General features: G+C 70.3%; 26 protein-coding genes. 18 read left to right on the top strand and 8 right to left on the bottom strand.

Features of this window, described 5'->3' with window-relative positions; translation table 11 throughout:
- From VGJ14_07405 to VGJ14_07385, 5 genes are all read left to right on the top strand, one after another.
- Window positions 1-638: LLM class flavin-dependent oxidoreductase (locus VGJ14_07405; GenBank protein ID HEY2832232.1), on the top strand; the 638-nt coding region annotated here is incomplete at its 5' end.
- Window positions 639-655: 17 nt separating this feature from the next.
- Window positions 656-1,453 (top strand): alpha/beta hydrolase, encoded by a 798-nt coding sequence (locus VGJ14_07400; protein ID HEY2832231.1) that lies wholly within the window; start codon window positions 656-658, stop codon window positions 1,451-1,453.
- Window positions 1,454-1,464: 11 nt separating this feature from the next.
- On the top strand, window positions 1,465-2,523 hold the full coding sequence (locus tag VGJ14_07395) for a maleylacetate reductase (protein ID HEY2832230.1): 1,059 nt from the start codon (window positions 1,465-1,467) through the stop codon (window positions 2,521-2,523).
- Window positions 2,524-2,577: 54 nt separating this feature from the next.
- Window positions 2,578-3,345: a pirin family protein gene (locus VGJ14_07390; GenBank protein HEY2832229.1), complete on the top strand. Its 768-nt coding sequence runs from the start codon at window positions 2,578-2,580 to the stop codon at window positions 3,343-3,345.
- A 23-nt stretch (window positions 3,346-3,368) separates the two neighbouring features.
- On the top strand, window positions 3,369-3,947 hold the full coding sequence (locus tag VGJ14_07385; GenBank protein ID HEY2832228.1) for a nitroreductase family protein: 579 nt from the start codon (window positions 3,369-3,371) through the stop codon (window positions 3,945-3,947).
- Between the two features lies 1 nt (window position 3,948).
- Here VGJ14_07385 and VGJ14_07380 read toward each other — a convergent pair whose 3' ends face one another.
- Window positions 3,949-4,662: a dienelactone hydrolase family protein gene (locus tag VGJ14_07380; GenBank protein HEY2832227.1), complete on the bottom strand. Its 714-nt coding sequence runs from the start codon at window positions 4,660-4,662 to the stop codon at window positions 3,949-3,951.
- Window positions 4,663-4,890: 228 nt separating this feature from the next.
- Here VGJ14_07380 and VGJ14_07375 point away from each other — a divergent pair, with 228 nt between their 5' ends.
- On the top strand, window positions 4,891-5,283 hold the full coding sequence (locus VGJ14_07375; protein ID HEY2832226.1) for a hypothetical protein: 393 nt from the start codon (window positions 4,891-4,893) through the stop codon (window positions 5,281-5,283).
- 289 nt (window positions 5,284-5,572) lie between these two features.
- Entirely contained in the window at window positions 5,573-6,481 is a 909-nt protein-coding gene (locus VGJ14_07370) for a DNA-formamidopyrimidine glycosylase family protein (protein ID HEY2832225.1), read from the top strand.
- A gap of 113 nt (window positions 6,482-6,594) precedes the next feature.
- Here VGJ14_07370 and VGJ14_07365 read toward each other — a convergent pair whose 3' ends face one another.
- Window positions 6,595-7,077: an SSI family serine proteinase inhibitor gene (locus tag VGJ14_07365; protein ID HEY2832224.1), complete on the bottom strand. Its 483-nt coding sequence runs from the start codon at window positions 7,075-7,077 to the stop codon at window positions 6,595-6,597.
- Between the two features lie 145 nt (window positions 7,078-7,222).
- Here VGJ14_07365 and VGJ14_07360 point away from each other — a divergent pair, with 145 nt between their 5' ends.
- From VGJ14_07360 to VGJ14_07340, 5 genes are all read left to right on the top strand, one after another.
- Window positions 7,223-7,546, top strand: a complete 324-nt coding sequence (locus tag VGJ14_07360; protein HEY2832223.1) for a rhodanese-like domain-containing protein — start codon at window positions 7,223-7,225, stop codon at window positions 7,544-7,546.
- A 64-nt stretch (window positions 7,547-7,610) separates the two neighbouring features.
- Window positions 7,611-8,471: a glycerophosphodiester phosphodiesterase family protein gene (locus tag VGJ14_07355; protein HEY2832222.1), complete on the top strand. Its 861-nt coding sequence runs from the start codon at window positions 7,611-7,613 to the stop codon at window positions 8,469-8,471.
- A gap of 111 nt (window positions 8,472-8,582) precedes the next feature.
- Window positions 8,583-9,071 (top strand): ATP-binding protein, encoded by a 489-nt coding sequence (locus VGJ14_07350; GenBank protein HEY2832221.1) that lies wholly within the window; start codon window positions 8,583-8,585, stop codon window positions 9,069-9,071.
- 47 nt (window positions 9,072-9,118) lie between these two features.
- Complete coding sequence (locus tag VGJ14_07345; GenBank protein HEY2832220.1) at window positions 9,119-9,970, top strand: DUF5926 family protein; 852 nt, start codon at window positions 9,119-9,121, stop codon at window positions 9,968-9,970.
- 4 nt (window positions 9,971-9,974) lie between these two features.
- Window positions 9,975-10,673, top strand: coding sequence for a glycosyltransferase (locus tag VGJ14_07340; GenBank protein ID HEY2832219.1), 699 nt, complete (start codon window positions 9,975-9,977; stop codon window positions 10,671-10,673).
- 12 nt (window positions 10,674-10,685) lie between these two features.
- Here the strand turns inward: VGJ14_07340 and VGJ14_07335 are convergent, their stop codons facing one another.
- Window positions 10,686-12,779, bottom strand: coding sequence for a hypothetical protein (locus VGJ14_07335; protein ID HEY2832218.1), 2,094 nt, complete (start codon window positions 12,777-12,779; stop codon window positions 10,686-10,688).
- Window positions 12,780-12,874: 95 nt separating this feature from the next.
- Here VGJ14_07335 and VGJ14_07330 point away from each other — a divergent pair, with 95 nt between their 5' ends.
- Window positions 12,875-13,927: a class I SAM-dependent methyltransferase gene (locus tag VGJ14_07330; GenBank protein ID HEY2832217.1), complete on the top strand. Its 1,053-nt coding sequence runs from the start codon at window positions 12,875-12,877 to the stop codon at window positions 13,925-13,927.
- Between the two features lie 84 nt (window positions 13,928-14,011).
- Window positions 14,012-14,518: a DUF4446 family protein gene (locus tag VGJ14_07325; GenBank protein HEY2832216.1), complete on the top strand. Its 507-nt coding sequence runs from the start codon at window positions 14,012-14,014 to the stop codon at window positions 14,516-14,518.
- Window positions 14,519-14,522: 4 nt separating this feature from the next.
- Here VGJ14_07325 and VGJ14_07320 read toward each other — a convergent pair whose 3' ends face one another.
- Window positions 14,523-16,043: a diacylglycerol kinase family protein gene (locus VGJ14_07320; protein ID HEY2832215.1), complete on the bottom strand. Its 1,521-nt coding sequence runs from the start codon at window positions 16,041-16,043 to the stop codon at window positions 14,523-14,525.
- A 181-nt stretch (window positions 16,044-16,224) separates the two neighbouring features.
- On the opposite strand from VGJ14_07320, the gene VGJ14_07315 reads away from it, so the two are divergent.
- Genes VGJ14_07315 through VGJ14_07305 form a run of 3 tightly spaced genes read left to right on the top strand, consistent with a single transcriptional unit; the run spans window position 16,225 to window position 19,940 of the window.
- Entirely contained in the window at window positions 16,225-17,052 is an 828-nt protein-coding gene (locus VGJ14_07315) for an HAD family hydrolase (GenBank protein HEY2832214.1), read from the top strand.
- Between the two features lie 9 nt (window positions 17,053-17,061).
- Window positions 17,062-19,458, top strand: a complete 2,397-nt coding sequence (locus VGJ14_07310; protein ID HEY2832213.1) for a molybdopterin-dependent oxidoreductase — start codon at window positions 17,062-17,064, stop codon at window positions 19,456-19,458.
- Window positions 19,455-19,940 (top strand): hypothetical protein, encoded by a 486-nt coding sequence (locus VGJ14_07305; protein ID HEY2832212.1) that lies wholly within the window; start codon window positions 19,455-19,457, stop codon window positions 19,938-19,940. Before VGJ14_07310 ends, VGJ14_07305 begins: the two co-directional genes overlap by 4 nt.
- Window positions 19,941-19,947: 7 nt before the next feature.
- Here VGJ14_07305 and VGJ14_07300 read toward each other — a convergent pair whose 3' ends face one another.
- Window positions 19,948-20,484 carry a bacterial proteasome activator family protein gene (locus VGJ14_07300; GenBank protein HEY2832211.1) on the bottom strand — a complete coding sequence of 179 codons (537 nt, stop codon included), beginning with the start codon at window positions 20,482-20,484 and terminating at the stop codon, window positions 19,948-19,950.
- Between the two features lie 48 nt (window positions 20,485-20,532).
- The gene (locus VGJ14_07295; GenBank protein ID HEY2832210.1) at window positions 20,533-21,519 is read right to left on the bottom strand and encodes an NAD(P)H-quinone oxidoreductase; all 987 of its coding nucleotides are present in this window, start codon (window positions 21,517-21,519) and stop codon (window positions 20,533-20,535) included.
- 41 nt (window positions 21,520-21,560) lie between these two features.
- On the opposite strand from VGJ14_07295, the gene VGJ14_07290 reads away from it, so the two are divergent.
- A complete protein-coding gene (locus VGJ14_07290) occupies window positions 21,561-22,268 on the top strand; it encodes a hypothetical protein (protein HEY2832209.1) in 708 nt (235 codons plus the stop codon).
- 3 nt (window positions 22,269-22,271) lie between these two features.
- On the opposite strand, the gene VGJ14_07285 is transcribed toward VGJ14_07290, so the two are convergent.
- Both VGJ14_07285 and VGJ14_07280 read right to left on the bottom strand, forming a co-directional pair.
- Window positions 22,272-22,853 carry a response regulator gene (locus VGJ14_07285; GenBank protein ID HEY2832208.1) on the bottom strand — a complete coding sequence of 194 codons (582 nt, stop codon included), beginning with the start codon at window positions 22,851-22,853 and terminating at the stop codon, window positions 22,272-22,274.
- A 19-nt stretch (window positions 22,854-22,872) separates the two neighbouring features.
- Window positions 22,873-25,583, bottom strand: a 2,711-nt coding sequence (locus VGJ14_07280; protein HEY2832207.1) for an ATP-binding protein, incomplete at its 5' end; no start/stop codon positions are given.

Here is a 25,583-nt window from a genome sequence, read left to right as displayed (position 1 = left end):
TCCCCGGGCTCGGCTCGCTGTCGACGTGGAAGTTCGCGGCGGCGCACAACCACAGCTACTGCATGCTCAGCTTCTTCGGCAGCCGGATCGGCAAGCGGATCATGGACGGCTTCTGGGAGTTCGCCGACCGCGCGGGTCTGGACCGCAATCCCTACCGGGCCGGGTTCGCCCAGCTCGTGTGCGTCGCCGACACCGACGCGGCGGCCGAGAAGCTGTTCAGCAAGCACATCCGCTACTTCTTCGACAAGTGCATGCACGTGCCGATGCCGTGGTGGGGACTGCCCGGTCACCAGGACTACGCAAGCCTGGCCAACGGCATCCGCAGCGGTTCGGCACTCAAGCAGGCCGAGATCATCGCGAACTTCAAGAACTTCACCTACGCCGACTTCGTAGAGAAGGACATCGTGATCTGCGGCAGCCCGGCGACGGTGCGCGACAAGCTCACCGAAGCCGTGAAGTCCTTGCGGGTAGGCAATCTGATGATCCTTCAGCACATCGGCTCGATGCCGCACGAGCTGACCAAGGACTCGATCTCGCTGTTCTGCTCCGACGTCCTGCCCAAGCTGCGTGACATCTGGGACGACGAGGGCTGGGTCAATCACTGGTGGCCGGAGCGGCTGCGCGGACAGCGCGCCTGAGGACGGAGGAGACACAGATGCCGCACCGCGATGTCATCGATGTTGAGGTCTGGGACGGCCAGGTCCGCACGCAGGTACTGGTCGGCGGCGACGGTCCGCCGCTGCTGTACCTGCACGCGGTGCTCGGGCTGACCTGGGACCCGTTCCTGGATTCGTTGGCCGAACACCACACCGTCTATGCGCCCTACCTGCCGGGCACCGCGCCCGGTGACCCGGACAGTCACAAGGCGATCGAGGACCTCAGTGACCTGACTCTGGTCTACGACGAGATCTGCAATGCCGTCGGCATCGGCTCGACGGCCGTGGTCGGGCACTCCTTCGGCGGCATGCTGGCCACCGAGCTGGCCGCGACGTTCCCGTCGCGGGTCAGCAAGCTGGTGACCCTCTGTCCGATCGGGCTGTGGAACGAGACCCGGGCCTGGTCCAACCCGTACCTGCTGGAGCTGCCCGAACTCGCCGCGGCGGTCTTCGCCGACCCGAGCGGCCCGGTGGCCACCGCGGCACTGGCGCTGCCGTCCGACCCGGAGGCTGCGGGCGAGGCGATGATCGCCATGCACTGGGCGATGGGTGTGGCCGGCAAGTACTGGTGGCCGATCCCGGACCGCGGGCTGTCCAAGCGCATCCACCGCGTCACCGCCCCGACGCTGGTGATCTGGGGCGAGCAGGACGGCCTGATCGACCCGGCCTACGCCGGCGACTTCGCTCGCCTGATCAAGAACTGCAAGGCCGAGGTGCTCGCCAACGCTGCGCACGTGCCGCAGCTCGAGCGCTTCGACGTGGTGGCCCCGATGGTGGCGCAGTTCCTCAAGGACTGAACACTGGCCCGGTGGCCCCCGCGGCGTTCAGCTACGAGTCGTTGCCCGCCCGCGTCGTGTTCGGCGCGGGCGCGGCACGCCGGCGGCTGGCCGCGGAGGTGGACCGACTCGGTGCGCAGCGGTTGCTGCTGATCTGCACCGACGGCCGCCGTGCGCAGGCCGAGGAACTGATCGCGCCGTTCGCCGACAAGGTGGCCGGCACTTTCACCGCGGTGCGCATGCACGTGCCGATCGAGGTCGCCGAGCAGGCCCGCAAGGCCGCCACCGCAGCCGAGGCGGACGCGATCCTATGCATAGGCGGCGGCTCGACCACCGGCACCGCAAAAGCCATCGCGCTGACCAGCGGCTTGCCGATTCTCGCGGTGCCCACCACCTACGCCGGGTCCGAGGTGACGCCGGTGTGGGGGCTGACCGAGGGCGCACGTAAGACCACGGGCACCGACGTGGTGGTGCTGCCCCGGGTGGTGGTCTACGACCCGGAGCTGACCGCGTCCATGCCGACCGAGCTGGCCGCGGCCAGTGGGTTGAACGCGATGGCACACTGCGTGGAGTCCTTCTGGGGCACCCGGCGCAACCCGATCAGCTCGGTGCTGGCCGCCGAGGGGGTGCGGGCCCTGGCCAACGGCCTGCGCGGGCTGGGCAAGGACCCCGATGCCCCGGCCGAGGTGTTGTACGGCGCTTATCTGGCCGGGGTGGCGTTCAGCGGCGCCGGGTCCGGCCTGCACCACAAGATCTGCCACGCCCTGGGCGGCGCCTTCGATCTGCCGCACGCGCAGACCCACGCCATCGTGCTGCCGCACGTGCTGGCCGCGAACGCCCCGGGCGCCCCGGAGGCGGTTGACCGGATCGCCGCGGCGCTGGGCGTTGAGGACCCGGTCGCGGGGCTGCGTGAACTCGCTCGCGGTCTGGGGGTGCCCGCGGGCCTACGGGATGTCGGGCTGCTCGAGGACCAACTCGACGAGGCCGTCGCTCTGATCGCCCCGGTGGTGCCCTTGGACAATCCGGTACCTCTGGACGCCGTGGCACTGCGCGCGTTGCTGCAAGCCGCCTGGGCAGGCGGACCGGAATAGCGGGCCACCGGCTTTGGTTGACACGTCAACCGAACAATCGGAAGGATGATGGTCATGACCTCCGCCGTGCTCGAACCCGCCGTGGACGTCCGGCGTGCCGCCGACCGGGCGCACACCAAGATCGGGTGGCTGGATTCGCACCACTCGTTCTCCTTCGGCGGGCACTACGACCCGACGAACACCCATCACGGGCTGCTGTTGGTCAACAACGACGACATCGTCGCCGCGGGCACCGGCTTCGAGACGCACCCGCACCGGGACATGGAGATCGTCACCTGGGTGCTGTCCGGCTCACTGGTGCACCAGGACTCCCGCGGCAACTCCGGGATCATCTACCCGGGCCTGGCCCAGCGGATGAGCGCGGGCACTGGCATTCAGCACTCGGAGAAGAACGACTCCTGGCGCATCGCCGGTGACCGGCACGACGAGCCGGTGCACTTCGTGCAGATGTGGGTGGTGCCCGATGAGCAGGGCATCGTGCCCGGCTACGAGCAGGCGGAGGTGGACGCGGAGTTGCTCACCGGCCGGCTGGTGCCGGTGGCCTCCGGGATGCCACAGCATGTGGACGCCGCCGCGATCCGCATTCGCAATCAGTACGCCACCTTGCATGTGGCACGACTCGAGCCCGGCCACAGCGTGGAGCTGCCCGAGGCGCCGTACCTGCACCTGTTCACCGTGCGTGGTGGCGTCGACCTGGAGGGCGCGGGCGAACTGGTGGCCGGCGACACCGTGCGGTTCACCGCGACCGGCGGACAACGGGTGACCGCGAACGCCCCCAGCGAGGTGCTGGTGTGGGAGATGCACGCCGGTCTCGCGAGCTGACGAGGAATGGATCTGTGACTGACATGTCGATCGCTGAGCGCGGCGCGGTGACCGGGGCGGACCTGCACCCGTTGCTGGCCAACCGGTGGAGCCCGCGCGGGTTCGTGGCGGGCTACCGCATCTCCGACGCGGATCTGAACACCCTGCTGGAGGCCGCGCGCTGGTCGCCCTCCTACGGGAACAGCCAGCCGTGGCGGTTCCTGGTGGCCCGAGCGGGCGAGCCCGCCTTCGACCGGCTGGCCGCCCAGTTGAACCCCGGCAACCAGAGCTGGGCTCCGGGGGCCTCGGCGCTGCTGGTCATCGCGGCGACCACGGTGGACGAGAAGAACGAGCCGTGGCCGCTGTGGCAATACGACGCCGGTCAGGCCGCGGCACACCTCACCGTGCAGGCCGCCGCATTGGGCTTGGTCGTGCACCAGATGGCGGGCTTCAACCGTGACGGCGTCCGTGCGGAGTTCAAGCTGCCCGACACGATCCAGCCATTGGCCATGATGGCGATCGGGCACTGGGACCCCGACGCGGCGTTGCCGGATTACCTGCGGGAGCGGGAATTCGCGCCGCGCGAGCGCAAACCCCTGGCGGAGTTGCTGCTGCCGGTCTGAGTCAGCTCAGTACTTCGGCGAGGAATGCGGTGGCCGCGGCGAACGAGCGGCGGTCGGTGGGTTCGTGATAGGCGACGCCGTTGCCGCCGGGCACCGCGTGGGTGTGGGTGAAACCGTGCACGGCGCCGCCGTAGGCGATCAATTGCCAGTCCGCCCCGGCCGTGGTCATCTCCTCGACGAAGGCCGCCACGTCGCCGATCGGGACGTGCGGGTCGTCGGCGCCGTGGCACACCAGCACCGGTACCCGCACCGAGTCCGGCGCCGCCGGGCGGGCGGTGCTCAAGGCGCCGTGCATGCTCACCACGCCGGCGAGTTCCACCCCGGCCCGGGCCAGGGTAATCACCGTTTGGCCGCCGAAGCAGAAGCCGAGCGCGGCATGCGGGCCGGTGGCCTCCGGAGCCGCCCGTAGTTGCTCGAGGCCCGCCACCGCCCGGGCCACCAGCAGATCCGGGTCGGCGCGCAGATCCTTGATCATGGCCATGGTGCGTTCCCGGTCGCCGGCCACACCCGGGCCGAACATGTCCGCGGTGAACACCACGTAGCCCAGCCCGGCATAACGCGCGCCCTGCCCGGCCACGTGATCGTCCAGCCCACCGGCACCCGGGATGATCAGCAGCCCGGCTGCGGGTGTGGGCACCGTGTCGTCCCGGTAGAGCAGCCCGGTCAGCGGCAGGTCTTCATGGGAGTAGCTGATCTCGCGGGTGACGATTGCCATGTGCGCTCCCGGCGGGTTGGGGCCTGCCGCGAGTATCAGACCTCTGCCCGGGAGACCGCCGGGCAGGTGTCCTTCCGCAAATCTGACAGCACGTCATGATGATCAAGGCAAAGAACGTCGTCCCACGGCATGCCCGACTTTTTGATCTTCACGGGTATCGGGTCCGGGGCGCCGTGGGGGACATTCGGAATTCAGGGGGTAATTCCACGTTCCTCGGGGGAGGCTGCGGTGTCTGCTCGGATGCGTCTTGCGGGGTTGCTGGCAACGGCCGCGGCCTTGACCCTGGCCGTCGCGCCGTTGGCCTCGGCCGCGGTGACCGCGCCCGCACCGTTCGGTCCGGGTCCCGGACACGGTGGGCACGCCTTCCACCACGGCCACCAGCACAACCCATGGGACGACGACGGGTACGGCGAATGCGGCTACCACTACTGCCCCGGCTACCCGTACGGCAGTGACTACGGGCAGAGCGACGGCGGACACCACGGCTCGCCGTACGGTGCCCGCGCCGACCATGATCCCCGTGGTCGCTACGGCGGTGGCTGGGGCGATGACGACGGCCCGATCGACGGCTGGTCGTATCACGACGTCGACGGCTCGTGGTGCTGGCGCAACTGGTGCTGAGCCGCGCGCTCAGCGTTGGGTGACCAATCCGTCATTCACGCCAAGAGCGGGTCGGTGGGGAAATCCACCCAACCGACCCGCTCCGGCGGACGTGGCCCATGTCGCCACGCCGCGGGGCCGCGTCCCGAAGCGCCCCCGTTGGTTCCCCGTCCCGGTGGGAACCGACGCCCACGTTAGGCGCGGCGGGTTGCCGGATCGTGGCTCCGGTGTGAACAGGGCGGGGCGACACCCGCACCACACCCAGATCAACTGATGGGCCATCAGTTGTGTCTCGGGATAACCTCTGGTCGTGCCGGAACTGCCCGAGGTGGAGGCGCTGCGTCGCCTGCTCACCGAGCGTGCCGTGGGGCGAGCGGTCACTCGGGTGGACGTAGCCGCGATCAGCGCGCTGAAGACCTACGACCCGCCGATCACCTCATTGGCCGGGTTGTTCGTCTCCGACGTCGCCCGGCACGGCAAGTTTCTCGATCTCGGTGTGGGTGGCGACGGTGCCGGCCCGGCCCCGCTGCACCTGATCGTGCACCTGGCTCGGGCCGGGTGGCTGCAGTGGCGGGAGAACCTGCCGGCGCTGCCCGCCAAACCGGGCAAAGGACCGCTGGCCGTGCGGGTTCACCTCGGCGAGCGGGACGATGACCCGGACGGCATTGCGGCGGGCTTCGACCTGACCGAGGCCGGTACCAAGAAGGGCCTGGCGGTGTACTGCGTGCGGGACCCGGCGCAGGTGCCCGGCGTGGCCCGGCTGGGGTCGGACCCGCTGGCCGAGGATTTCACCGTCGAGGTGCTCGCCGAGTTGCTCGGCCGGGCCGGGCGCGCCCAACTCAAGGGTGTGCTGCGCGACCAGAGCGTGATCGCCGGGATCGGTAACGCGTACTCCGATGAGGTGCTGCACGCGGCGAAACTGTCCCCGTTCAAGCCGGCCAACACGCTGGACGCCGACGGGGTGGCCGCGCTGTACGCGGTGATCCGGGCCACCTTGGCCGACGCCATCTCGCGAGCGGCAGGGTTGGCCACCCGCGAGCTCAAGGGAGAGAAGAAGGCGGGACTGCGGGTGCACGGCCGGGCCGGGCAACCCTGCCCCGTCTGCGGGGACATCGTCCGTGAGGTCTCGTTCAGTGACTCCGCGCTGCAGTACTGCGCGACCTGCCAGACCGGCGGTAAGCCATTGGCGGACCGGCGGCTGTCCAGGCTGCTCAAGTAGGGATCTGACCACCAGTCAGTTCCAAAAAAATATACCGGCGCCCGATCCGGAGGCCCCCCCACGAAGCCCGCCCGGATCGGGCGCCGGAATTTGTGCCCGACGCTGCATCGCGACTAGTTGTCGCGCACCGCCGTGTGGGTGCCGGGTGCCGGGTCGAGCAACGGGGAGATCGATTCCCAGCGGGCGATCTCGCAGCCGTTCGTCCGGGAGAACGTGGCGCGCACCTGCTTGCCGCGCCAGGTGCCCAGCACGGTCGCCGTTTCCGGGCCGTCGTAGTCCACCGAGCACACCTGGTTGGCGGACGGGGTGGCGAACGGATTGCGTCCGGCGCGGGCCAGCTTGGCCAACCGATCGCAGGCGCTCACCGCGTCGATGCGGTCGCCCCCGGTCGGGTTGCAGCGCAGTTCGCTGGTGCTGGCCGCGGTGCCGGGACCGGCCTGGTAGACCACGACAAGATCCGTGGCCGCATAGGAGGTCTCGATGCCGCCGTCGGCGGCCAGCGGTGAGGACAGCGCCATGGCGTGGGCCGCGGTGATAGAGCCGACCGAGCCGGCCAGCACCACGGCGGCAGCTGCCGCGACGTTTCGGATACGCACGCTACGTACGACGCGCCCCGGTCCGGCCCGGTTCCCATGACGGTGGGTGAATGTTCGGTTACTGAAGGCAAAGTCACGTTCTGTGGGGTGACTTCCAATACGGGCGGTCGATGCGTTCTGCTGGGGGCGCGGCAGAATGCCGGGCATGTCCGAGGTGCCGGAGATCCAGGCTGTTGACGTGCCCGCCGAGGTGTTCCTACTCGACGTGCGGGAGCCGAACGAATGGGTCGCCGGCCACGCCGTGGGCGCCGTCCACATCCCGATGTACCAGGTGCCGGCCCGGCTCGATGAGCTGCCGGACGCCGACATTGTGGTGATCTGCAAGTCCGGCGGCCGCTCCGCCGCGGTCACCGAGTTCCTACTCGCCCAGGGCCGCGCCGCGGTGAACCTGGCCGGCGGGACGACGGCCTGGCAGGCCGCCGGCAGGCCGATGGCCGCGGAAAACGGTAGCGAACCGTTCGTCCTCTGAGCGGTCACCGCAGCGCTGTGTGGATCTGCCGCACCGGACACCTGCCGGATGTCACCATGAGGGTATGGAGATCATTGCGCACCGCGGCTCCCGGGAGGGCTCCTTCGAGCACACCGCCGCGGCCTACCGCAGGGCCGTGGTGGACGGGGCAGATGCGCTGGAGTGCGACGTCCGGCTGACCGCCGACGGTCATCTGGTGTGCCTGCATGACCGCCGGGTCGACTTCGTCTCCAACAGCCGTGGCGTGGTCTCCACCATGGATCTGGCCGACCTGTCGCGGATTCAGTTCGGTGCCCGTCGCGCCTGGCGGCCGCTGGACCGCTACCGCACCGCGGACGGCCCGCCCGGGTCGCCGGCCGTGGATCCGACGGAACACGCGGTGATAACGCTGCGTCAGCTGCTTGAGCTGGCCACCGGCGCGTCCCGGCCGGTTGGCCTGGCCATCGAGACCAAACACCCCACCCGCTACGCCGGCGCGGTGGAGGAGAAGTTGGTGGCAATGCTCGACGAGTTCGGGCTGCGCGGCGCCCCGCGAGTCACCCCAGCAGGGGGATTCGGCGCGCAGATCGGAGCTCACCCCGCCGTGCGGGTGATGAGTTTTGCGGTCACCTCGTTGCGCCGGATGCGTCGCTTGGCGCCGGATCTGGACCTTGTCCTGCTCATGGGCCGGGTGCCGGTGCACCTGCGCGACGGCGGCCTGCCCGAGGGCGTGCGGGCGGCCGGGGTGGACGTGCGGGTGATTCGGCGTCATCCCGAGTACGTGACCAAGGCGCACGCGCAGGGCAACGCGGTTTACGTGTGGACGGTGAACTCCTTCGCGGACGCCGAGGCGTGCCTGGCCGCGGGGGTGGATGCGCTGATCACCGACCGCCCGCTGAGCATGCGCGCGCATGTTTACGGCAGTCGCACGGCGGGCTCCGCCTGACCCTGCCGGCAGCGCGCCCGGGTTTGCCCGACACTGACCTGTTTCACGTTTCCGGAACGTGAACTCCGGGCACTTATGCCTCGACGCACACCGCGCTGCGAGGAGCTTCCGATGTACACCGTTACCGACGCGCCGGGCTTTGGCGCTGTCGGGAGCGTCGCGGGCACCCTGGCCCTGCCGCACAGCCACGCCAGTGTCCGACTGGCCCGCGCCCGACTGGCTGCCGACCTGCTGGCGCGTGACCTGTCCGCGCTGGCGGTGCAGGACGCCCTGTTGGTCGCCACCGAGATCCTCACCAACGCCATCCGGCACGCGCCGCCGCTGCCCACCGGCTTGGTGCTGATGAGTTGGGAATTGCGCGGGAACTGCCTGCACGTCGAGGTCACCGACGGCGGCTCCGCGGATTGGCTGGGCCACGTGCTCGCGGTCGGCGGGCCCGGCAACGTCCCGCGCCGGGCCTCGCTCGCGCCGGGCGGACGCGGCATGTTGATCGTCGATGCGTTGTGCCCGGACTGGGGCGTGCGCCCCTGCGCCGAGGGCAAAACGGTCTGGGCCGGCGTGCCGGTGCGCAACGACCAGCAGGCCGCTCGGGCTGGATAGGCTGACCGCGCCCCGCCACCGTGCGGCGAGGAGTCAGGAGCCCATCGATGAGCAAGTCCTCCCGCGCTCGGCGTGCCGCCGAACGGCAGAGTTTCGTGCTGCGCCCGTTCGAGGGCATGGCCTCGGAGTGTGACTTGGTCGCGATGCGGGAGATCGTGCCCGCGGCCACCACCACGCTGAAACTCCTCGGGGAGCACGCCGATCGGGACATCACGCTGGTCACCGTGTTGCCGCTGGCATTGCCCTGCCTGACCCGCTCGCAGGGCAGCGTGTTGGTCGCGATGCAGACTCAGTTCCCGGCTGGGGACGCCGGTCGGCAGGTTTCCGCTGCGCTGTTGGCCGCACTGGAGATCGACCCCGGTTCCACCCCGGCCTCGGTGGAGATTCAGCCGGACACCCCGCCGCTGCAGGAGCTCATTGACCCGGCGGTCCCGCTGGAGATCACCGTGCACGACGGGTTCAAGTTCTGGGTGGAGAACCCCGACGAGATGACCCCGGAGATCGAGCAGTCGCTGGAGCAGGCCAACGCCGCCGCACCGCCCACCACGCGCCTCACCTCGGTCGAGGCGGCGTACTGGAGCAACGAGCGGGACAAAGCGTGGCTGCGTTGGGTCATGCCGCAGGACGAGCACGCCCTGCTCAAGGCGTTCGCCCGGTTGCACGTGGCCCGCGCGGACAGCCTTGGCGAGGGCACCCGCTACGTCGGCGCCTTCCGCTGCCAGGGCCTGCTCGCCCCGGTGTGGGAAGTGCCCACCGACAAGGAGGCGTCGGACTTCGAGGACGCCGCCAAGGCGATGGGCGAGCGCATCGGTGAGGCGTTGGCCAATGACACCCCGCTGACCGCCGACGAGCGCCGCGCCCGCGACGGCCTGGCCAGCCGTCAGCTCACCATCCGGTAAGTCCGTGCGCGTGGCGGTGGTGATTCCCGCCCGCAACGAGGCCGAACGGATCGCGGCCACCGTGCGGGCCGCGGCGGGCATCGCCGGCGTGGACACCGTGCTGGTGGTCGATGACGGCTCCACCGACGACACCGCGGGGATCGCCGGGGCAGCCGGGGCGCGGACCGTGCGCCACCCGCGCAACCGGGGCAAGGCCGCGGCGATGACCACGGGCGCCGCCGCCGCGCCGGACGCCGATGTGCTGCTGTTCCTGGACGCCGACCTGGGCGACACCGCGGCCGGCGCCGCCCCGCTGCTGGCACCGGTGCTCGCCGACCGCGCGGACATGACCATCGCGACGTTGCCCGCCCAGCACACGGCGGGCGGCGGGCACGGTTTCGTGGTGCGGTTGTCCCGTCGCGGCATCCAACGGGCCACCGGGTTCGCCCCGGTGCAGCCCTTGTCCGGGCAACGTTGCCTCACCCGCGCCGCGTTTTCCCGGGGGCTCCCGCTGGCCTCCGGATTCGGGGTGGAGACCGCGTTGACCATCGACCTGCTGCGCGCCGGGCTGCGCGTGCAGGAGGTGCCGTGCGATCTGCAACACCGGGTCACCGGTCGGGATTGGCGCGCGCAGCGCCACCGGCTACGTCAGTTCGTGCACGTGGCCCGAGCTCTGGCCCCACGCGCCCCACTCTGTACCCCGAAAGCGCAGAAGCGTACGTAAAATCCCGCGGTTCTACGCGCGCTTCTGCGCTTTCGGGGGAACGGGCGTGACGCCCGGGTCGGCTGGGCTCGCCAGCCAGCGCTGGGCCCAGACCGTCGCGATCAGTGGGCCGCCGGTGAACAGGGCGACGGCAGGCACGATGACGCCGGAGTCGTTGAACGCGAAGCCGAGCAGGGCGGTGGTCAATGCGGCGACCAACAGCGCACGCAGCGCCGGGTCCTCCTGCTGGGCCCGGGCCAGGGCCTCTAACCGCAGCAATTCCGGCCGCACCAACGCGGTCATCACGAGAATCAGCAGTGGCAGCGCTACTGCCACGATCAGCGGGACGCGCAGCAGCCCCAGGTTCGCCCCGGCCTTGTGCGCGATTACCTGCCCACCGTCGCCGTCCAACACCTGTTGCGCGAACCGACCCAGGTGGCTGCGCTCGGCGGCGGGGCGGGTCCAGTCGGCGACGGCCAGCGCGCTGACCGCGACCAGGGTCAAAATCGCGATGCCCACCACCCGAGCGACGGTCAACCGCCACCCGAGCAGCAGCGCGGCCAGGACGGCGGTGCCGGGGAGCAACGCGAGCACCCCCCCGAAGTCGGTCCCCAAACCGGGGGCGCCGTCGACGAGCACCGCTGCCCCGCCGATCGAGGCAACGGACACCGCGCCGGCCCGCGGACGACCGGCCCGGGCCAACGCACCGCCCACCGCGGCGGCAGTGACCAATGCGGCCATCGCGAACACCGCGAACGCGATGTTGCCGAAACCGTAGAAGCGGCCGGCCACCAGGGTGGACAGGCCGAACACCGCATTCAGCTGCAACCGCGACCCGGTGGCCACGTCGGCCGCGAGCACGAGCACGGTGACCGCGCCGAGCAGTGCGGCCGGCGCCGCCGCGCGGCGGCGCAGCGGAAACGCGGTGAGCGCCAACACGATCGCCAGCCCCGCGGTGGCGCACCAGAGCACCAGCGGGGGGTGCCCGGTGCGGGTCCAGGGCAACGCGTTGGCCAGGAACGAGGCCGGCGGGACCGCGCCGGCCAGCAGGCCGATCTGCAGCGCCGCGCAACCGGCCGCCGCGCGGGTCAGGCGACGGCGATGCCAGGCCGCGGCGATTGCGGCGAAACCGAGCAGTTGGCCGGCGATGAACACCACGAAGAACAGCACGAAGTCGTTGTGCACGGTCCGCGCCCCGACGTCCCAGCGGCGCATGCGGTCCGGGTCGGTGGGGCCGGTCCGGGTCTGCAGGGCCGCGCCGGGCAGGTCATCGGGGACGCTGCCGCGCAGCAGCGTCGGGGTGAGATCGGTCAGTTGCAGCAGGCCGGGCTGCCGAGTCGACTCCGAACGCAACAACGGTCGGTTCGCCGGGTCGTAGCCGTGCGCGTCGGGTCGTACCAGTAACGCCGTCAGGTGCGGCTGCCCCAGCGCACTGTCCGCGATGCCCGCCACCACCAGCGCGCCGCTGTTCAAGAATGGACGGACGGTCGCGTCGGCCGTGGTCAGCGCCGCCGGTCGGTCGGCGCCCTCGGGCAGCGCACCGGCGTCCACCACCCGCAACGGGCAGTCCGAGCCGAGACCGAGCGCGCCCGGCGTTCGCCCCCACTCGGCAAATGCCCGTCCGTCCGGGTCGGCCAGCGCCACTGCCGCGCCGGGCCCGACCGCGCACGCCCGCGTCGGCTGGGTCGTGCCGAGGCGTCGGCCGGCCAGGGTTCCCCAGTTCGGTTCGTCGTTGTGGCGGGAGTTCGGCGCGATCAGCGCGTCCCAACCCGGCACCGTGGCCACCCCGTCAACCACGGCCAGTGCCGGTAGTGGCGTGCAGTGTCCGTGCGGGCGCGGCCCGATCGACCGCACGCCGGAGTTCAACGTCAGCCACCCGTCCAACGGGCAGGTGTCCGCCTTGGTGGTGCGCACCGCGATCGCGCCGAGCGCGGCGTGCTCGGCCACCTGCCACAGGGCGGGGGTCGCGGTCGGCGTGATGTCCGACCAGCGCAGTCCGGCGATACCCACGAAGGTCACCGGCCCCGGCGGGACAGCGGGGGCGGGCCGGGCCGCGGCCGCGGCCGCGGTCGGAACCAGCACCAGCAACGCGGCGACGAGCACGGCCGAGGCCACACGCCGCAGCATCGGTGGAGTCCCTTCGACCGGTCGGTGGTGCTTCAGCCTATTGAGGGCCGTCGGAACGGACCGGCTAACGTCGGGCCCGGCGAAAGGTGGGGATGGTGGGTCAGTCGAAGCTGGGCCAGTACCTGGGCACGATGGTCGGCTACATGAGCGGCGCGGGTGTTTGTTTCGGGGTGTGGCTGGGCGACGAACTGGGGCTGTACCGGGCCATGTCCGGGGCCGGCCCGATGTCCCCGGCCGCGGTGGCCGAGGCGGCCAACACCAACCCGCGGCTGACCACTGAATGGCTGCGGCAGCAGGCCGCGGCCGGCCTGCTCGAGTTCGATCCGGACGCGGACACCTTCACGTTGTCCGCGGAGGGCACCATGGCGTTGGCCGATGACACCTCGCCGGTGTTCATGGCCCGCGGCATGACCGGGATGGCCGCGTTCTGGCTGGACATGGACAAGGTCGCGGACGCCATGCGCGGCGACGGCGCACTGGCCTGGGGAGATCACCACCCGCACCTGTTCGCGGGCACCGAGTGGTTCTTCCGCGCGGCCTATCGAAACAAGTTGACCAAGGAATGGATCCCGGCGCTGGATGGCGTGCACGACAAGCTCACCGTCGGTGCGGCGGTCGCCGACATCGGCTGCGGGCATGGCGCCTCGGCCGTGGCGATGGCGCAGGCCTACCCGAACATCCGGGTGCACGGCTTCGACTTCCACCCCGAGTCGATCCGCAACGCGGGCAAGCGGGCCGCGGACGCCGGCGTGCCGGACCGGATCAACTTTGAGGTGGCCGGGGCCAAGGACTATCCCGGCCGATACGACGTGATCTGCTTCTTCGACTGTCTGCACGACATGGGCGACCCGCTCGGTATCGCCGCTTACGCCCGTAGCCGGCTGTCCGAGGGCGGCTCGATCCTGCTGGTCGAACCGTTCGCCCTGGACGGTCCGCGAAACGTTCTGGACAACCCGATGGCGGTGATGATGTACACGTCCTCGCTGGCGGTGTGCACGCCCAATTCGCTATCCCAGGAGGTCGGCCTGGCGCTGGGCGCGCAGGCCGGCCCGCAGCGACTGCGCGAGATCTTCGCCGAGGCGGGGTTCAGCCGCTTCGACGTGGTGGCCACGTCGCACATGAACATGGTCGTGCAGGTTCGGGTCTGAGCGAGCGGTAGCCAGTTCAGCATCGGCACTGACATCGTCGCGCCTCCGCCGGCTCGGGCGCGCCTGCTCCTACCCTCGGGAATCGTGACGGATCCATACGCGCTGGCCGGCCTCGGAGTCGGTGCGACTGGTGCGCTTCTGGCGCTACGCGCCCAGTTGCAGTTCCGCCGGTTGCGCCGGGAATGCACGCTGCTGCAGGGCGGGGCGGAACGGTCCTCCTTCATCGTCGCCGCGGCGCGCACCTCCTCGGAACTGGAGAGGCTGCGCGGGGATGTCGGTGCCTTGTACCGCGAGTTCAACGATTTTCGCGACGCGGTTGACGAGTCGATCCGCCGCGTCGCGGTGCACCGCTACGACGCGTTCGGGGAGATGGGCGGACGGCTGTCCTGGTCGGTGGCGCTGCTCGACGAGCACGGCGACGGGGTGGTGCTCACCGCGATCGTCGGTCGGTCGGACACCCGGTGCTACGCGAAGAACATGCGCCGCGGGACCTCCGAGTCCCGGTTGTCCCCGGAAGAGCAGCAGGTGGTGCAGGCCGCGCTGCGGCCGGGCCGGTCGGCCACGATCCCCGCACCCAGCGTCCCTAGCTGAGGTCCTACTCGAAGGCCCGCCCGCCGGGCGGAATGCGCACCAGCAGGGCGCGTGGCTCCACGACGATGGTCATCTCCCGACCGGGTTGCAGCAGGTCGCCGTCGATTTCCCGGGGCCAATCGTGGTCGCAGGTGATGGAAATGCGCCGGCCGCGGAAGTGTTCGATGCGCGCGCCGCGATGGGCCGGGCGGCGGCGGATCACGTGCAGCGCGAGCATCGTCCACTGCCGCAGGGACGTCGGCACCAGCACGGCCACGTCGAGGATGCCGTCGTCCGGTTCGGCCTCGGGCATAAGGATCATCCCGGCCTGAAGCCGGCCCACGTTACCGATGACCACGCCGCGGGCGCGCAGCTCCACCGGCGGCTCGTCATCGACGGTGATGGTCACGTGCGCGCGGCGGTCGAAGAGGTGCTTGGCGCCGGACACCACGTAGGCGGGCCAACCGATGCGGGCCTTCAACCGAGCGGGCGCGTCGGTGATCATCGCTGCGTCCAGGCCCATGCCGGCCATCACCGCGAAGCGGTGGGTCTCGTCGACCCGGCCCACGTCGATCTTGCGGTCCGCGCCGCCGATGCCGATACGCAGGCAGGCGTCCCGGTCCGAGGGCAGCGCCAGGTTGCGGGCCAGCAGATTGCCGGTGCCCGCAGGCAGGATGGCCAGCGGTACGCCGGTGCCGGCCAGGCCGGACAGCACCGAGGAGATGGTGCCGTCCCCGCCGCAGGCGAACACCACATCCGCACCCGCCGCAGCGGCCGCTCGGGCGTGGCCGACGCCGAGTTCGTCGAGCCGGGTGGTGTACCAGAGCGGCTGTCCCCAGCCCTCGGCGGCGAAGAACGCGCACACCGCGCGGTACTCCTCGTCGAGGTCGGCCACCTTGGTCGGGTTGACGACCACCGCGGCCCGGCGGCGCTCGTCGGGCAGCGGCAGGATGTCGAACTGCGGGCGGCGCTCAAAGCTGCCACCGCCGAGCACGTAGCGGGTGGCGATGGCCACCGCCAGCGCCCCGGTGACCAGGCTGACCCCCACCGCCGGCACCGGGTACCGGTGCAACCACAGTTCCCCGGCGGCCACCGCCAGCACGCCGAACCAGGGCAGCACGCTGCCCAGCGTGCGGCGGATCGGCGTGCGCATCCGTCGCCCGAGCACCACCGAGACCGCGCCGTAGGTGGCGGCGGCCAACGCGGTGGCGGTGGCCGGGAAGTCGTCGTCCGGGACCGCGGCGCCGGCCACCGTCAACGCCAGCGCGACCAGCAGCAGCGAGGTGGCCAGGAACACGCCTTCGCGCCAACGTCGGTAGCCCACCCGCATGCCCGCCACCAGCAGCACGGTGGGTGGGGCGGCCACGGACACGGCGCCCAAGCCCTCGGCACCGTGCGCCACCACGCGCCAGTGGTGGCGCGCCTCGTACGGCCAATATGGCCCCGACCAGTGGTGCAGCGCGGCGCCGGCCAGGCACACCGCCACGGTCAACACGACGGCGGGCGCCGCCAGGCGGCGCGCGAGTCGTAGCAGGTCGGGGCCCACGGCGTGACGCTACACGCGACTGAGGCGAGGGCAGCGCGAGCTTGCTCGCGTTGCCGAGCCGATTGAGCGTGTTGACGAGGCCTGCCGAGGAACACGCGACTGAGGCGAGGGCAGCGCGAGCTTGCGCGAGCTTGCTCGCGTTGACGGCAGCGCGGTCTCCGGTGGGTAACCTCCAGGGGCTGTGAATAGTCCCCGCGCTGTCGCCTGCGACCTGGACGGCACGCTGCTGCGCACCGACCTCACCATCTCCGCACGCACCCGGGCGGCGTTGGCCGCGGTGGAGGCGGCCGGCGCACTGCTGGTGCTGGTGACCGGGCGGCCGCCGCGGTGGCTGGCGCCGGTGGTGGACCAGGTCGACCACCGCGGGTTGGCGATCTGCGCCAACGGCGCCCTGGTCTATGACCTGCACACCAACGAGGTCGTGGAATCCGACCTGATCGCACCGGAGGTGCTGGCGCGGATCGTTGCCGACCTGCGCGGACTGGTCGACGGGGTGACCTTCGCCATCGAGCATGTGGGCGGTTTCTGGCACGACACCGGCTACCCGGTACCGCCGCAGCACCGCACCACGGCGGTGCGTGAGGTGGCGCCGGAGGAGTTGGTCGGCGTCCCGGTGGCGAAGCTGCTGGTGCGGCATCCGCAGCGGGACTCCGAGGACCTGTTGGCCGCGGTCGGCGAGGTCTTCGCCGGGTTGGCCGAGGTCACCCACTCCACCCCGGTGGGTCCCGGATTGCTGGAGCTGTCCGCGGCCGGGGTCAGCAAGGCCAGTGCGCTGGCCCGGTTGTGTGCGCAGCACGACATCGAGGCGGCCGACGTGGTGGCCTTCGGGGACATGCTCAACGACCTGCCGATGCTGGCCTGGGCGGGCCGGCCGTACGCCATGGCCAATGCTCATCCGGACGTGCTCGCGGCCATCGCGCGTCGGGCACCGAGCAACGACGAGGACGGCGTCGCCGTGGTGCTGGAGCAGCTGTTCGGCGCAGGCATTGCGCGACGGGGCGCCGGGTAGTCCGAGAACATGACCAACGACCGCAACGCCATCGCCGATATCTGGGGCGGCCGCACGCCGTACGGGCCCGGCGAATCGTGGCCGGCTCGGGTGGACATGCACCTGGCCGAGGGCGTGACCGAGGCGGATGTGCAGCGCTGGGTGCGCACCGCATCCCTGCTGCACTCCAACGGCGATGCGATGGACATTGCGGTGCGGGACGGGAAGATCGTCGGGGTGCGCGGGCGCGCGGACGACATCGTCAACCGCGGGCGGCTGGGCCCGAAAGACCTCTACGGCTGGCAGGCGAACGCGTCCCCGGACCGGCTCACCCAGCCATTGATCCGCCAGGGCGGACGGCTGGTGCGGTGCGACTGGGACACCGCGATGAATCGCATCGTGGCTCAATCCAAGGATCTGCTGGGTACCCACGGCCCGTCCGCCATCGCTTTCTATACCTCCGGGCAGCTGTTCGCCGAGGAATACTTCACGCTGGCCGCGATCGGGCACGGCGCGATCGGCACCAATCACATGGACGGCAACACCCGGCTGTGCACGGCAACCGCGGCGGCCGCGTTGAAGGAGAGCTTCGCCTGCGACGGGCAACCGGGCAGCTACCTCGACGTGGACCACGCCGACGTGATCGCGATGTTCGGGCACAACGTGGCGGAAACCCAACCGGTGCTGTGGATGCGCGTCCTGGACCGACTCGCCGGGTCACAGCCGCCGCGGCTGATCTGCGTTGACCCGCGGGACACGCATGTTGCCCGCGCCGCGCGGGACTCGGGGGGCGTGCATCTGGCGCCGCTGCCGGGGACCAATCTCGCGTTGATGAACGGACTGCTGCACGAGATCGTCGCCAACGACTGGGTGGACCACGCCTACGTGCAGGCCAACACCGTCGGCTGGGCCGAATTGCGCGAGCGGGTGGCGGAGTACCCGCCGGATCGGGTCGCGCGGATCTGCGGGATCGACGCCGCGGCCATCCGCACCGCCGCCGGTGTGCTCGGCAAAGCACAGCGATTGCTGTCCACCGTGTTGCAGGGCTTCTACCAGTCGCACCAGGCCAGCGCCGCCTCGGTGCAGGTGAATAACTTGAATCTGATTCGGGGTCAGCTCGGTCGGCCGGGCGCCGGCATCCTGCAGATGAACGGGCAGCCCACCGCGGAGAACACCCGCGAATGCGGCGCCGACGGGGACATGTCCGGGTTCCGCAACTGGTCCAACGACGCGCATGTCGCGGACCTTGCCAAGCACTGGAACCTCGAGATCAAGCAAATCCCACACATGACCCCACCCACCCACGCCATGCAGATGTTCCGCTACATCGAGCAGGGCAGCATCAAGATGCTGTGGGTCAGTGCGACCAACCCGGCGGTCTCGCTGCCGGAACTGGCCCGCATCCGCTCGATCCTCGGGCAGGAACGACTGTTCCTGGTGGTGCAGGACATCTTCCCCACCGAGACCACCGAGCTCGCCGATGTGGTGCTGCCCGCGGCGACCTGGGGGGAGAAGACCGGCTGCTTCACCAACGCCTGCCGGGTGGTGCACCTATCCGAGAGAGCCGTGGAGCCCCCCGGCGAGGCCCGCGCCGACCTGGACATCTTCCTGGACTACGCGCGCGGTATGGACTTCCGCGATAAAGACGGCAAGCCGTTCCCGGCCTGGCATGACGCGCCGTCAGCATTTGCCGCCTGGGCGGCGTCCACCCAGGGTCGGCCGTGCGACTACACCGGGCTCAGCCACGACGTGCTGCGCGAGCGGGTTTCCGGCGTGCCGTGGCCGTGCAATGCGGAGCACCCGGACGGCACCGAACGGCTCTATGCGGACGGGAAATTCTCCGCGGCGCCGGACTACTGCGAGAGCTACGGCCGGGACATGGTGACCGGGGCGCCGTTCGAGGCGAGCGACTACAAGGCGCTCAACCCGGACGGCAAGGCGATCCTGCGAGCGGGTGAGTACCTGCCGCCGCACGAAGCGCCGAGCGGGGAGTATCCACTGGTGCTGATCACCGGTCGGACCGTGTACCACTTCCATACCCGCACCAAGACCGGTCGGGTGGCCGAACTCCAGCAGGCCGCTCCGGAGATCTGGGTGGAGTGCTCGGCCGGCGACGCCCGGCGGGCCGGCCTGGCCGAGGGCGACCTGGCCGAAATCAGTACCGCCCGCGGTGCCGTGCGGGCCCGGCTGCGCATCACCGGGGTCCGCAACGGGGTGCTGTTCCTGCCGTTTCACTACGGCTATTGGGATCGCCCCGGTGCGGAGCACTCTCGCGCCGCCAACGAACTGACCCAGACCGACTGGGATCCGGTATCCAAGCAACCCCTCTACAAGACCGCCGCGGCCGCGCTGGCCAAGGTGCCGGAAGGCGCCGACCCCGTGGTGCCGGTGCAACCGACCCGAGCGAGCACGGGGGCGATGCAGTGAGCAAGTTGCCGTTGGCGCTGCGCGCGCTGCACCGCGCCGAACTGAGCCTGGGCCGGGATTTGCTGATGGTCGCGGACCGGCACGAGGCCGACCACGAGATCCGCTATGTCGCGCGGGACCTGGCGCGCTGGCCGCGCATCCACGTCCAGCGCCTGGCCGAAGTGGGCGCCGCGCACGGCGCGCACCTCAACGCGGATCCGCACTGGTCGCTGCCGATGCTGAGCAAGACCTCACAGAAGGTCAGCGTGGCGCTCGGTCGACGTCCGGAGCCGGCGCTGCTGTTGCTGGCCGACCTACGTCGACTGCACCGCAAGGCGGCCGGTGCCTCGCTGGATTGGGAGATCGTCGCGCAGGCCGCGCACGCCATGCAGGCCACCGATCTGCTGGAACTGTCCCAGCAGTGCCACCCGCAGACGCTGCGCATCATGCGCTGGGCGAACGCCCAACTGAAGGTGCACTCGCCGCAGGCAATCGCGAGCTGATCTCTCGTCAGATGTATTGGCCCTGGCCGGGGTCCATGCCTACCGGCATGCCGGGGCCGGCCTGGGCCATCGGCCCACCCGGCAGGGCGCGGCGCATCTGCTCCAGCTGCGCGCGGGCGGCCATCTGTTGGGCGAACAGCGCGGTCTGGATGCCGTGGAACAGGCCCTCCAGCCAGCCGACCAGCTGAGCCTGCGCGATGCGCAACTCGGCCTCGCTGGGTATCTGACCCTCGCCGAACGGCAGCGAGAGCCGGTCCAGCTCCTCCACCAGCTCCGGGGCCAGGCCCTGCTCGAGTTCGGCGATGGTGCTGCGGTGAATCTGCGCCAGCCGGGCGCGGCTGGCCTCGTCCAACGGTGCGCTCTTCACCTCGTCCAGCAGCTGCTTGATCATGCTGCCGAGCCGCATCACCTTGGCCGGTTGCTCGACCATCTTGGTGATGGAGCTGTCGTCGCTGCCGTCGTCCGGCGGACCCTCGACGGCCATGCCGGCGGGGGTGACGACCAACACGCGCTGGTCCTCCTGCGGTTCCTCGGGCTGCGTCATGCCCCCATAATTCCCGATGGCCCGTCCGGCATTCCCGCGCCCCCGGCGTCAGGCGCGCGGCACCTCGAGCAAGATCTTCCCGACGTGGCTGCTCTCCTCCATCGCGCGGTGTGCGTCCGCGGCATTCGGCATGGGCACCGTGCGGTCCACCACGATGTGCAGGGCACCCTTCTCGATCAGCGGCAACACGTGCTCACGCACCGCGGCCACGATGGTCGCCTTCTCCGCGGTGGGCCGGGCACGCAAGGAGGTGGCCATCACCGCGCCACGCTTACCCAGCAGCTGCCCGATGTTGAGTTCGCCCTTGGTGCCGCCCTGCAGGCCGATGATGGCCAGCCGGCCGTTGATGGCCAGGGCCTCGACGTTGCGCGGCAGGTACGCCCCGCCCATGTTGTCCAGGATGACGTCCACGCCCTTGCCGTCGGTGGCCTGCGTGACGCGCTCGACGAAGTCCTCCGCGCGGTAGTTGATCAAGATGTCCGCGCCCAGTGCCTGACAACGCTCGAGCTTGTCCGCGCTGCCCGCGGTCACCGCCACCCGCGCGCCCGCGGCCTTGGCCAACTGGATCGCGGTGGTGCCGATGCCGCTGGCTCCGCCGTGCACCAGGAACGTCTCGCCCGGTTGCAGCGCGGCGATCATGAACACGTTGGACCACACCGTGCAGATGACCTCGGCCAGGCCACCGGCCTGCGCGAGGGTCATCGAGGACGGCCGCGGCAACAGCTGACCGGCAGGCACCGCCACCTGTTCCGCATACCCACCACCGCCGAGCAGCGCGGCCACCTCATCGCCGACCGACCACCCGGTGACACCCTCGCCGAGCGCCGCGATCCGCCCGGCGCACTCCAGACCCGGATACGGCGGGGCGCCCGGCGGCGGCGGATAGAAGCCCTGCCGCTGCATCACGTCCGCGCGGTTCACCGCGGAGGCGACGATGTCCAGCAGCACCTCGCCCGGCCCCGGCGTCGGATCGGGCACCTGTGCCCAGGTCAGCACCTCGGGCCCACCGAACTCCGGCAACGTGATCGCATACATGCGCCTGACGCTACCCAACGCGGGGTACGTACGATCCTGTGGTGACTCTCGAGGCCTTCCCCGGCGCCATCGGCGCCGAGGAGTACGTGAAGCGGACCGTCGAAGCGCTCGCCCCGCACGGGTTGGTCGCCGAGCAGACGCTGGCCATGGCGGGGCTTTGCCGCGATGAGCTCACCGTCGAGCTGACCCGGCGGATCAGCGAGACCTGGGGCCCGCCGTTCCGCCTCGGGTCACTGGCCGCGATGTTGCTCACCGGTAAGTCCGGGTTGGCCGCGGCGATGACGCATGCGCCCAGCATCGACGGCCGGCAGCAGGCAGTGGTCTACGTGATGCCGCACGTCGGCATCTGTGAGGACGGCACGCTCGGCTCGGTGAACCGGGTCGGCCAGGACGGCGCATCCACCGCCGCCTGCGGCGCGCTGGTCCGCTTACGCAGCGAGCTGGCGAACGGGAAACTCAAGACCGACCTCGACCAGTACGACGTCGAGATGAGCCTCACCCGCCAGCGCCTGCTGCGCGAACTGCATTACGGCAGGGTGCCGGATCTCGTGGAGCTGACCACGCTTGCGCGCGACGTGATCCTCGACGACCTGCTGCACATCGGCGAACTCGTGCCTGCTTGGGGCGCGGCGGACGTTGCGGTGTTCTCCGGCATCCAGATCCACACCAGCGCGGGCGACCACATCCAGCCGGGCCGCTCGTTCCTGCGCCGCGGCGACACAAACGATGAAATCGCGCTCAACCTCTAGTCGTCAGGACAGCGCGGTGCGCAGCAGGTCCTGCGCGTCATTGATGGCCCGGCGCAGCTTGTCCGGGTCGTCCGCGTCGGCCGCGGTGCGCAGCAGGTCATAAGCCGCGCGCGCCGCGCTGGTCAGCGTGGTGTTGTCGGCATCGCGGCGCCGTCCGGCCTCCGCCGCCTCGGTCAGCTGGGCGTTCTTGCTCCACAACTCGACGAACACCGAGACCTTGGCGCGCAGCACCCACGGGTCGAACGGCTTGGTGATGTAGTCCACTGCGCCGGCCGCGTAGCCACGGAATGCCAGGTGCGCGTCCCGGTCCGCCGCGGTCAGGAAGATGATCGGCAGATGCTGGGTGCGCTTGCGCGCCTTGATGTGCGTGGCCGCCTCGAAGCCGTCCATGCCCGGCATCTGCGCGTCGAGCAGGATCACCGCGAAATCGTCCTCGAGCAGCTGCTTGAGCGCTTCCTCGCCGCTGGACACCGAGACCGGTTCCACGGGTAGCCCCTGCAGGATCGCCTCCAGCGCGACCAGGTTCTCCCGTCGGTCGTCGACGATGAGCACTTTGGCCCGCACGGCTCTTCCGCCCGAGGTCACGCCGTCTCCTCAGCCATGTCTATTTCTTACCGCCGCGGCGCGCGATAGCCCGCCGGGGCGCCATCTTCTCCCCCTCCGCGTCCGCCGTGTCGGCGTTTGGGTTGTTCGATGCGTTGTTCCCGTCCGAATCCTCCGGATTGCGGGCCACCCAAGCGGCCAGCAGGTCCAGCAACTCGTCGAGGTCCACCGGTTTGGTGATGTAGTCGCTGGCGCCCGCCTCCAACGCCTTGTCCCGGTCACCGGGCATGGCCTTCGCGGTGAGGAAGACGATCGGCAGATCGGCGAACCGCGGGATGGCCCGGATCGCCCGGGTCGTCTCGTTGCCGTCCATGTTCGGCATCATCGCGTCCATCAACACCACGTCGATGGCGGGATTGCTCTCCACCTTCGCGATGCCGTCCGCGCCGTTGTCGCTGTACAGGACGTTCATCCCGTGCAGTTCCAGCGCCGAGGTCAGCGCGAACACGTTGCGGATGTCGTCGTCCACGATGAGCACGGTGGCGCCGTCCAGCCGTATCGCTGACGGCCCGTCACGTCGGTCCGGAGCGTCACCGCGCAGAATCATCGAGCCAGGCAGCGGACGACGCAGTCGGCCGTCCGGGTCCGCGGAGACCGGCAACGCACCGGAGCCGTTGGACCCGGTCAGCTGCTCGTACAGCGCGCCCGGGTAGTCGGTCCGGTACTCGGTGGGCGGTGTCTCGGGCATCACGTCGGGCAGGTAGAGGGTGAACGTGGAGCCTGCGCCGGGCACCGAGGTCGCGCTGATCGAACCGCCGAGCAGCTTGGCCAGCTCACGGGAGATGGACAGACCCAGCCCGGTGCCGCCGTACTTGCGGCTGGTTGTGCCGTCGGCCTGCTGGAACGCCTCGAAGATGATGGCCAGCTTCTCCGGCGGGATGCCGATGCCGGTGTCCCGCACGTGGAAAGCGATGACCCGGCGCGCGGTGTCCAGGCTGGGCACCCCGAACACCAACCCCGAGGTCACCGGCGCGATGGCCAACGTGACCGCACCCTCGTGGGTGAACTTCACCGCATTGGACATCAGGTTGCGCAGGATCTGCTGCAGCCGCTGCGGGTCGGTGACCACGTCGGTGGGCAGCTCGGCGTCGAGCTCAACACCGAGCGCCAGGCCCTTGTCCTCGGCCTGCATACCGAAGGCGGACTCGACGTAGTTGCGCAGCGTGGACAGCTCGACGTCGGCCGGCTGTACGGACATGCGCCCGGCCTCGATCTTGGACAGGTCCAGGATGTCGTCGATCAGCGTGAGCAGGTCCGAACCCGACCGGTGGATGACCCGGGCAAACTCGATCTGCTTGTCCGTCAGGTTCGCCTCGCTGTTCTCCGCGAGCAGCCGGGAGAGCAGCAGCAGCGAGTTCAGCGGCGTACGCAGTTCGTGCGACATGTTCGCCAGGAACTCCGACTTGTACTGGCTGGCCAGCGACAGCTGTTGTGCCTTCTCCTCCAGGCCGCGACGCGCGCTCTCGATCTCCCGGTTGTTGATCTCGATGTTGCGCTTCTGCTCGAGCAGCAGCTCCGCCTTTTCCTCCAGCTCCGCGTTGGTGCGCTGCAACTCTGCCGACTGCTCCTGCATCTCCCGGGCCAGACGCTGGGACTGGGAGAGCAGATCCTCGGTACGCCGGTTGGCCATGATGGTGTTCAGCGCGACGCCGATGTTGGTGGCGAGCCGCTCCAGGAACGCGATGTGCAGTTCGGAGAGCACCGCGAACGAACCCAGCTCGATGACACCGAGCGGCTCACCCTCGAACACGATCGGCAGCACGAGGATGTCCCGCGGCGGCGCGCTGCCCAGCCCGGACCGGATGGCCAGGTAGCCCTCCGGCGCGGACTGTACGCGGATGGTGCGCAGCGAGGTGACGGCTTGTCCCACCAGGCCCTCACCCGGCTCGAAGGTCAGCTCCTGGTCGTGCGTCAGATACCCGTAGGACGCGGTGGATCGCAGCTGCGGCGGGCCACCCGGGATCACCGAGCTCTCCGCGTCCCGCACGAAGAACGCACCCACCTGGGAGCCGACCAGCGGCGCCACCTCGGTGATGATCATGCGGGTGACCTCGGTGAGGTCGCGCTGGCCCTGCAGCAGACCACCGATACGGGCCAGGTTGGAGTCCAGCCAGTTCTGCTCGGAGTTCTTCTTGGTCGTCTCGCGCAGCGTGACGATCATCTGGTTGATGTTGTCCTTCAGATCCGCGACCTCACCGCGGGCGGCAACCGCCACCCGCTGGGTCAGGTCACCGGAGGTCACCGCGGTGGACACCTGAGCAATGGCCCGCAGCTGCGTGGTCAGCGTGGACGCCAGCTGGTTCACCGACTCGGTGAGGTCGCGCCAGGTACCGGAAACGCCGCGCACCTGGGCCTGACCGCCGAGCTTTCCCTCGGTGCCGACCTCGCGGGCGACGCGGGTGACCTCGTCGGCGAAGGAGGACAGCTGGTCGACCATCGTGTTGACGGTGGACTTCAGCGCCAGGATCTCGCCCTGCGCGTCGACGGTGATCTTCTGCGACAGGTCACCCCGGGCCACCGAGGTGGTGACCATGGCGATGTTGCGGACCTGGTTGGTCAGGTTCGACGCCATCGAGTTGACGTTGTCGGTCAGGTCGCGCCAGGTACCGGAAACGCCACGCACCTGGGCCTGACCGCCGAGCTTTCCTTCGGTGCCGACCTCGCGGGCGACGCGGGTGACCTCGTCGGCGAAGGAGGACAGCTGGTCGACCA

This window comes from Sporichthyaceae bacterium (genome assembly GCA_036493475.1).
Lineage (GTDB): Bacteria > Actinomycetota > Actinomycetes > Sporichthyales > Sporichthyaceae > DASQPJ01.
The sequence above is the reverse complement of the archived record's forward strand: the minus strand, read 5'-3'. Positions and strand labels throughout refer to the sequence as shown.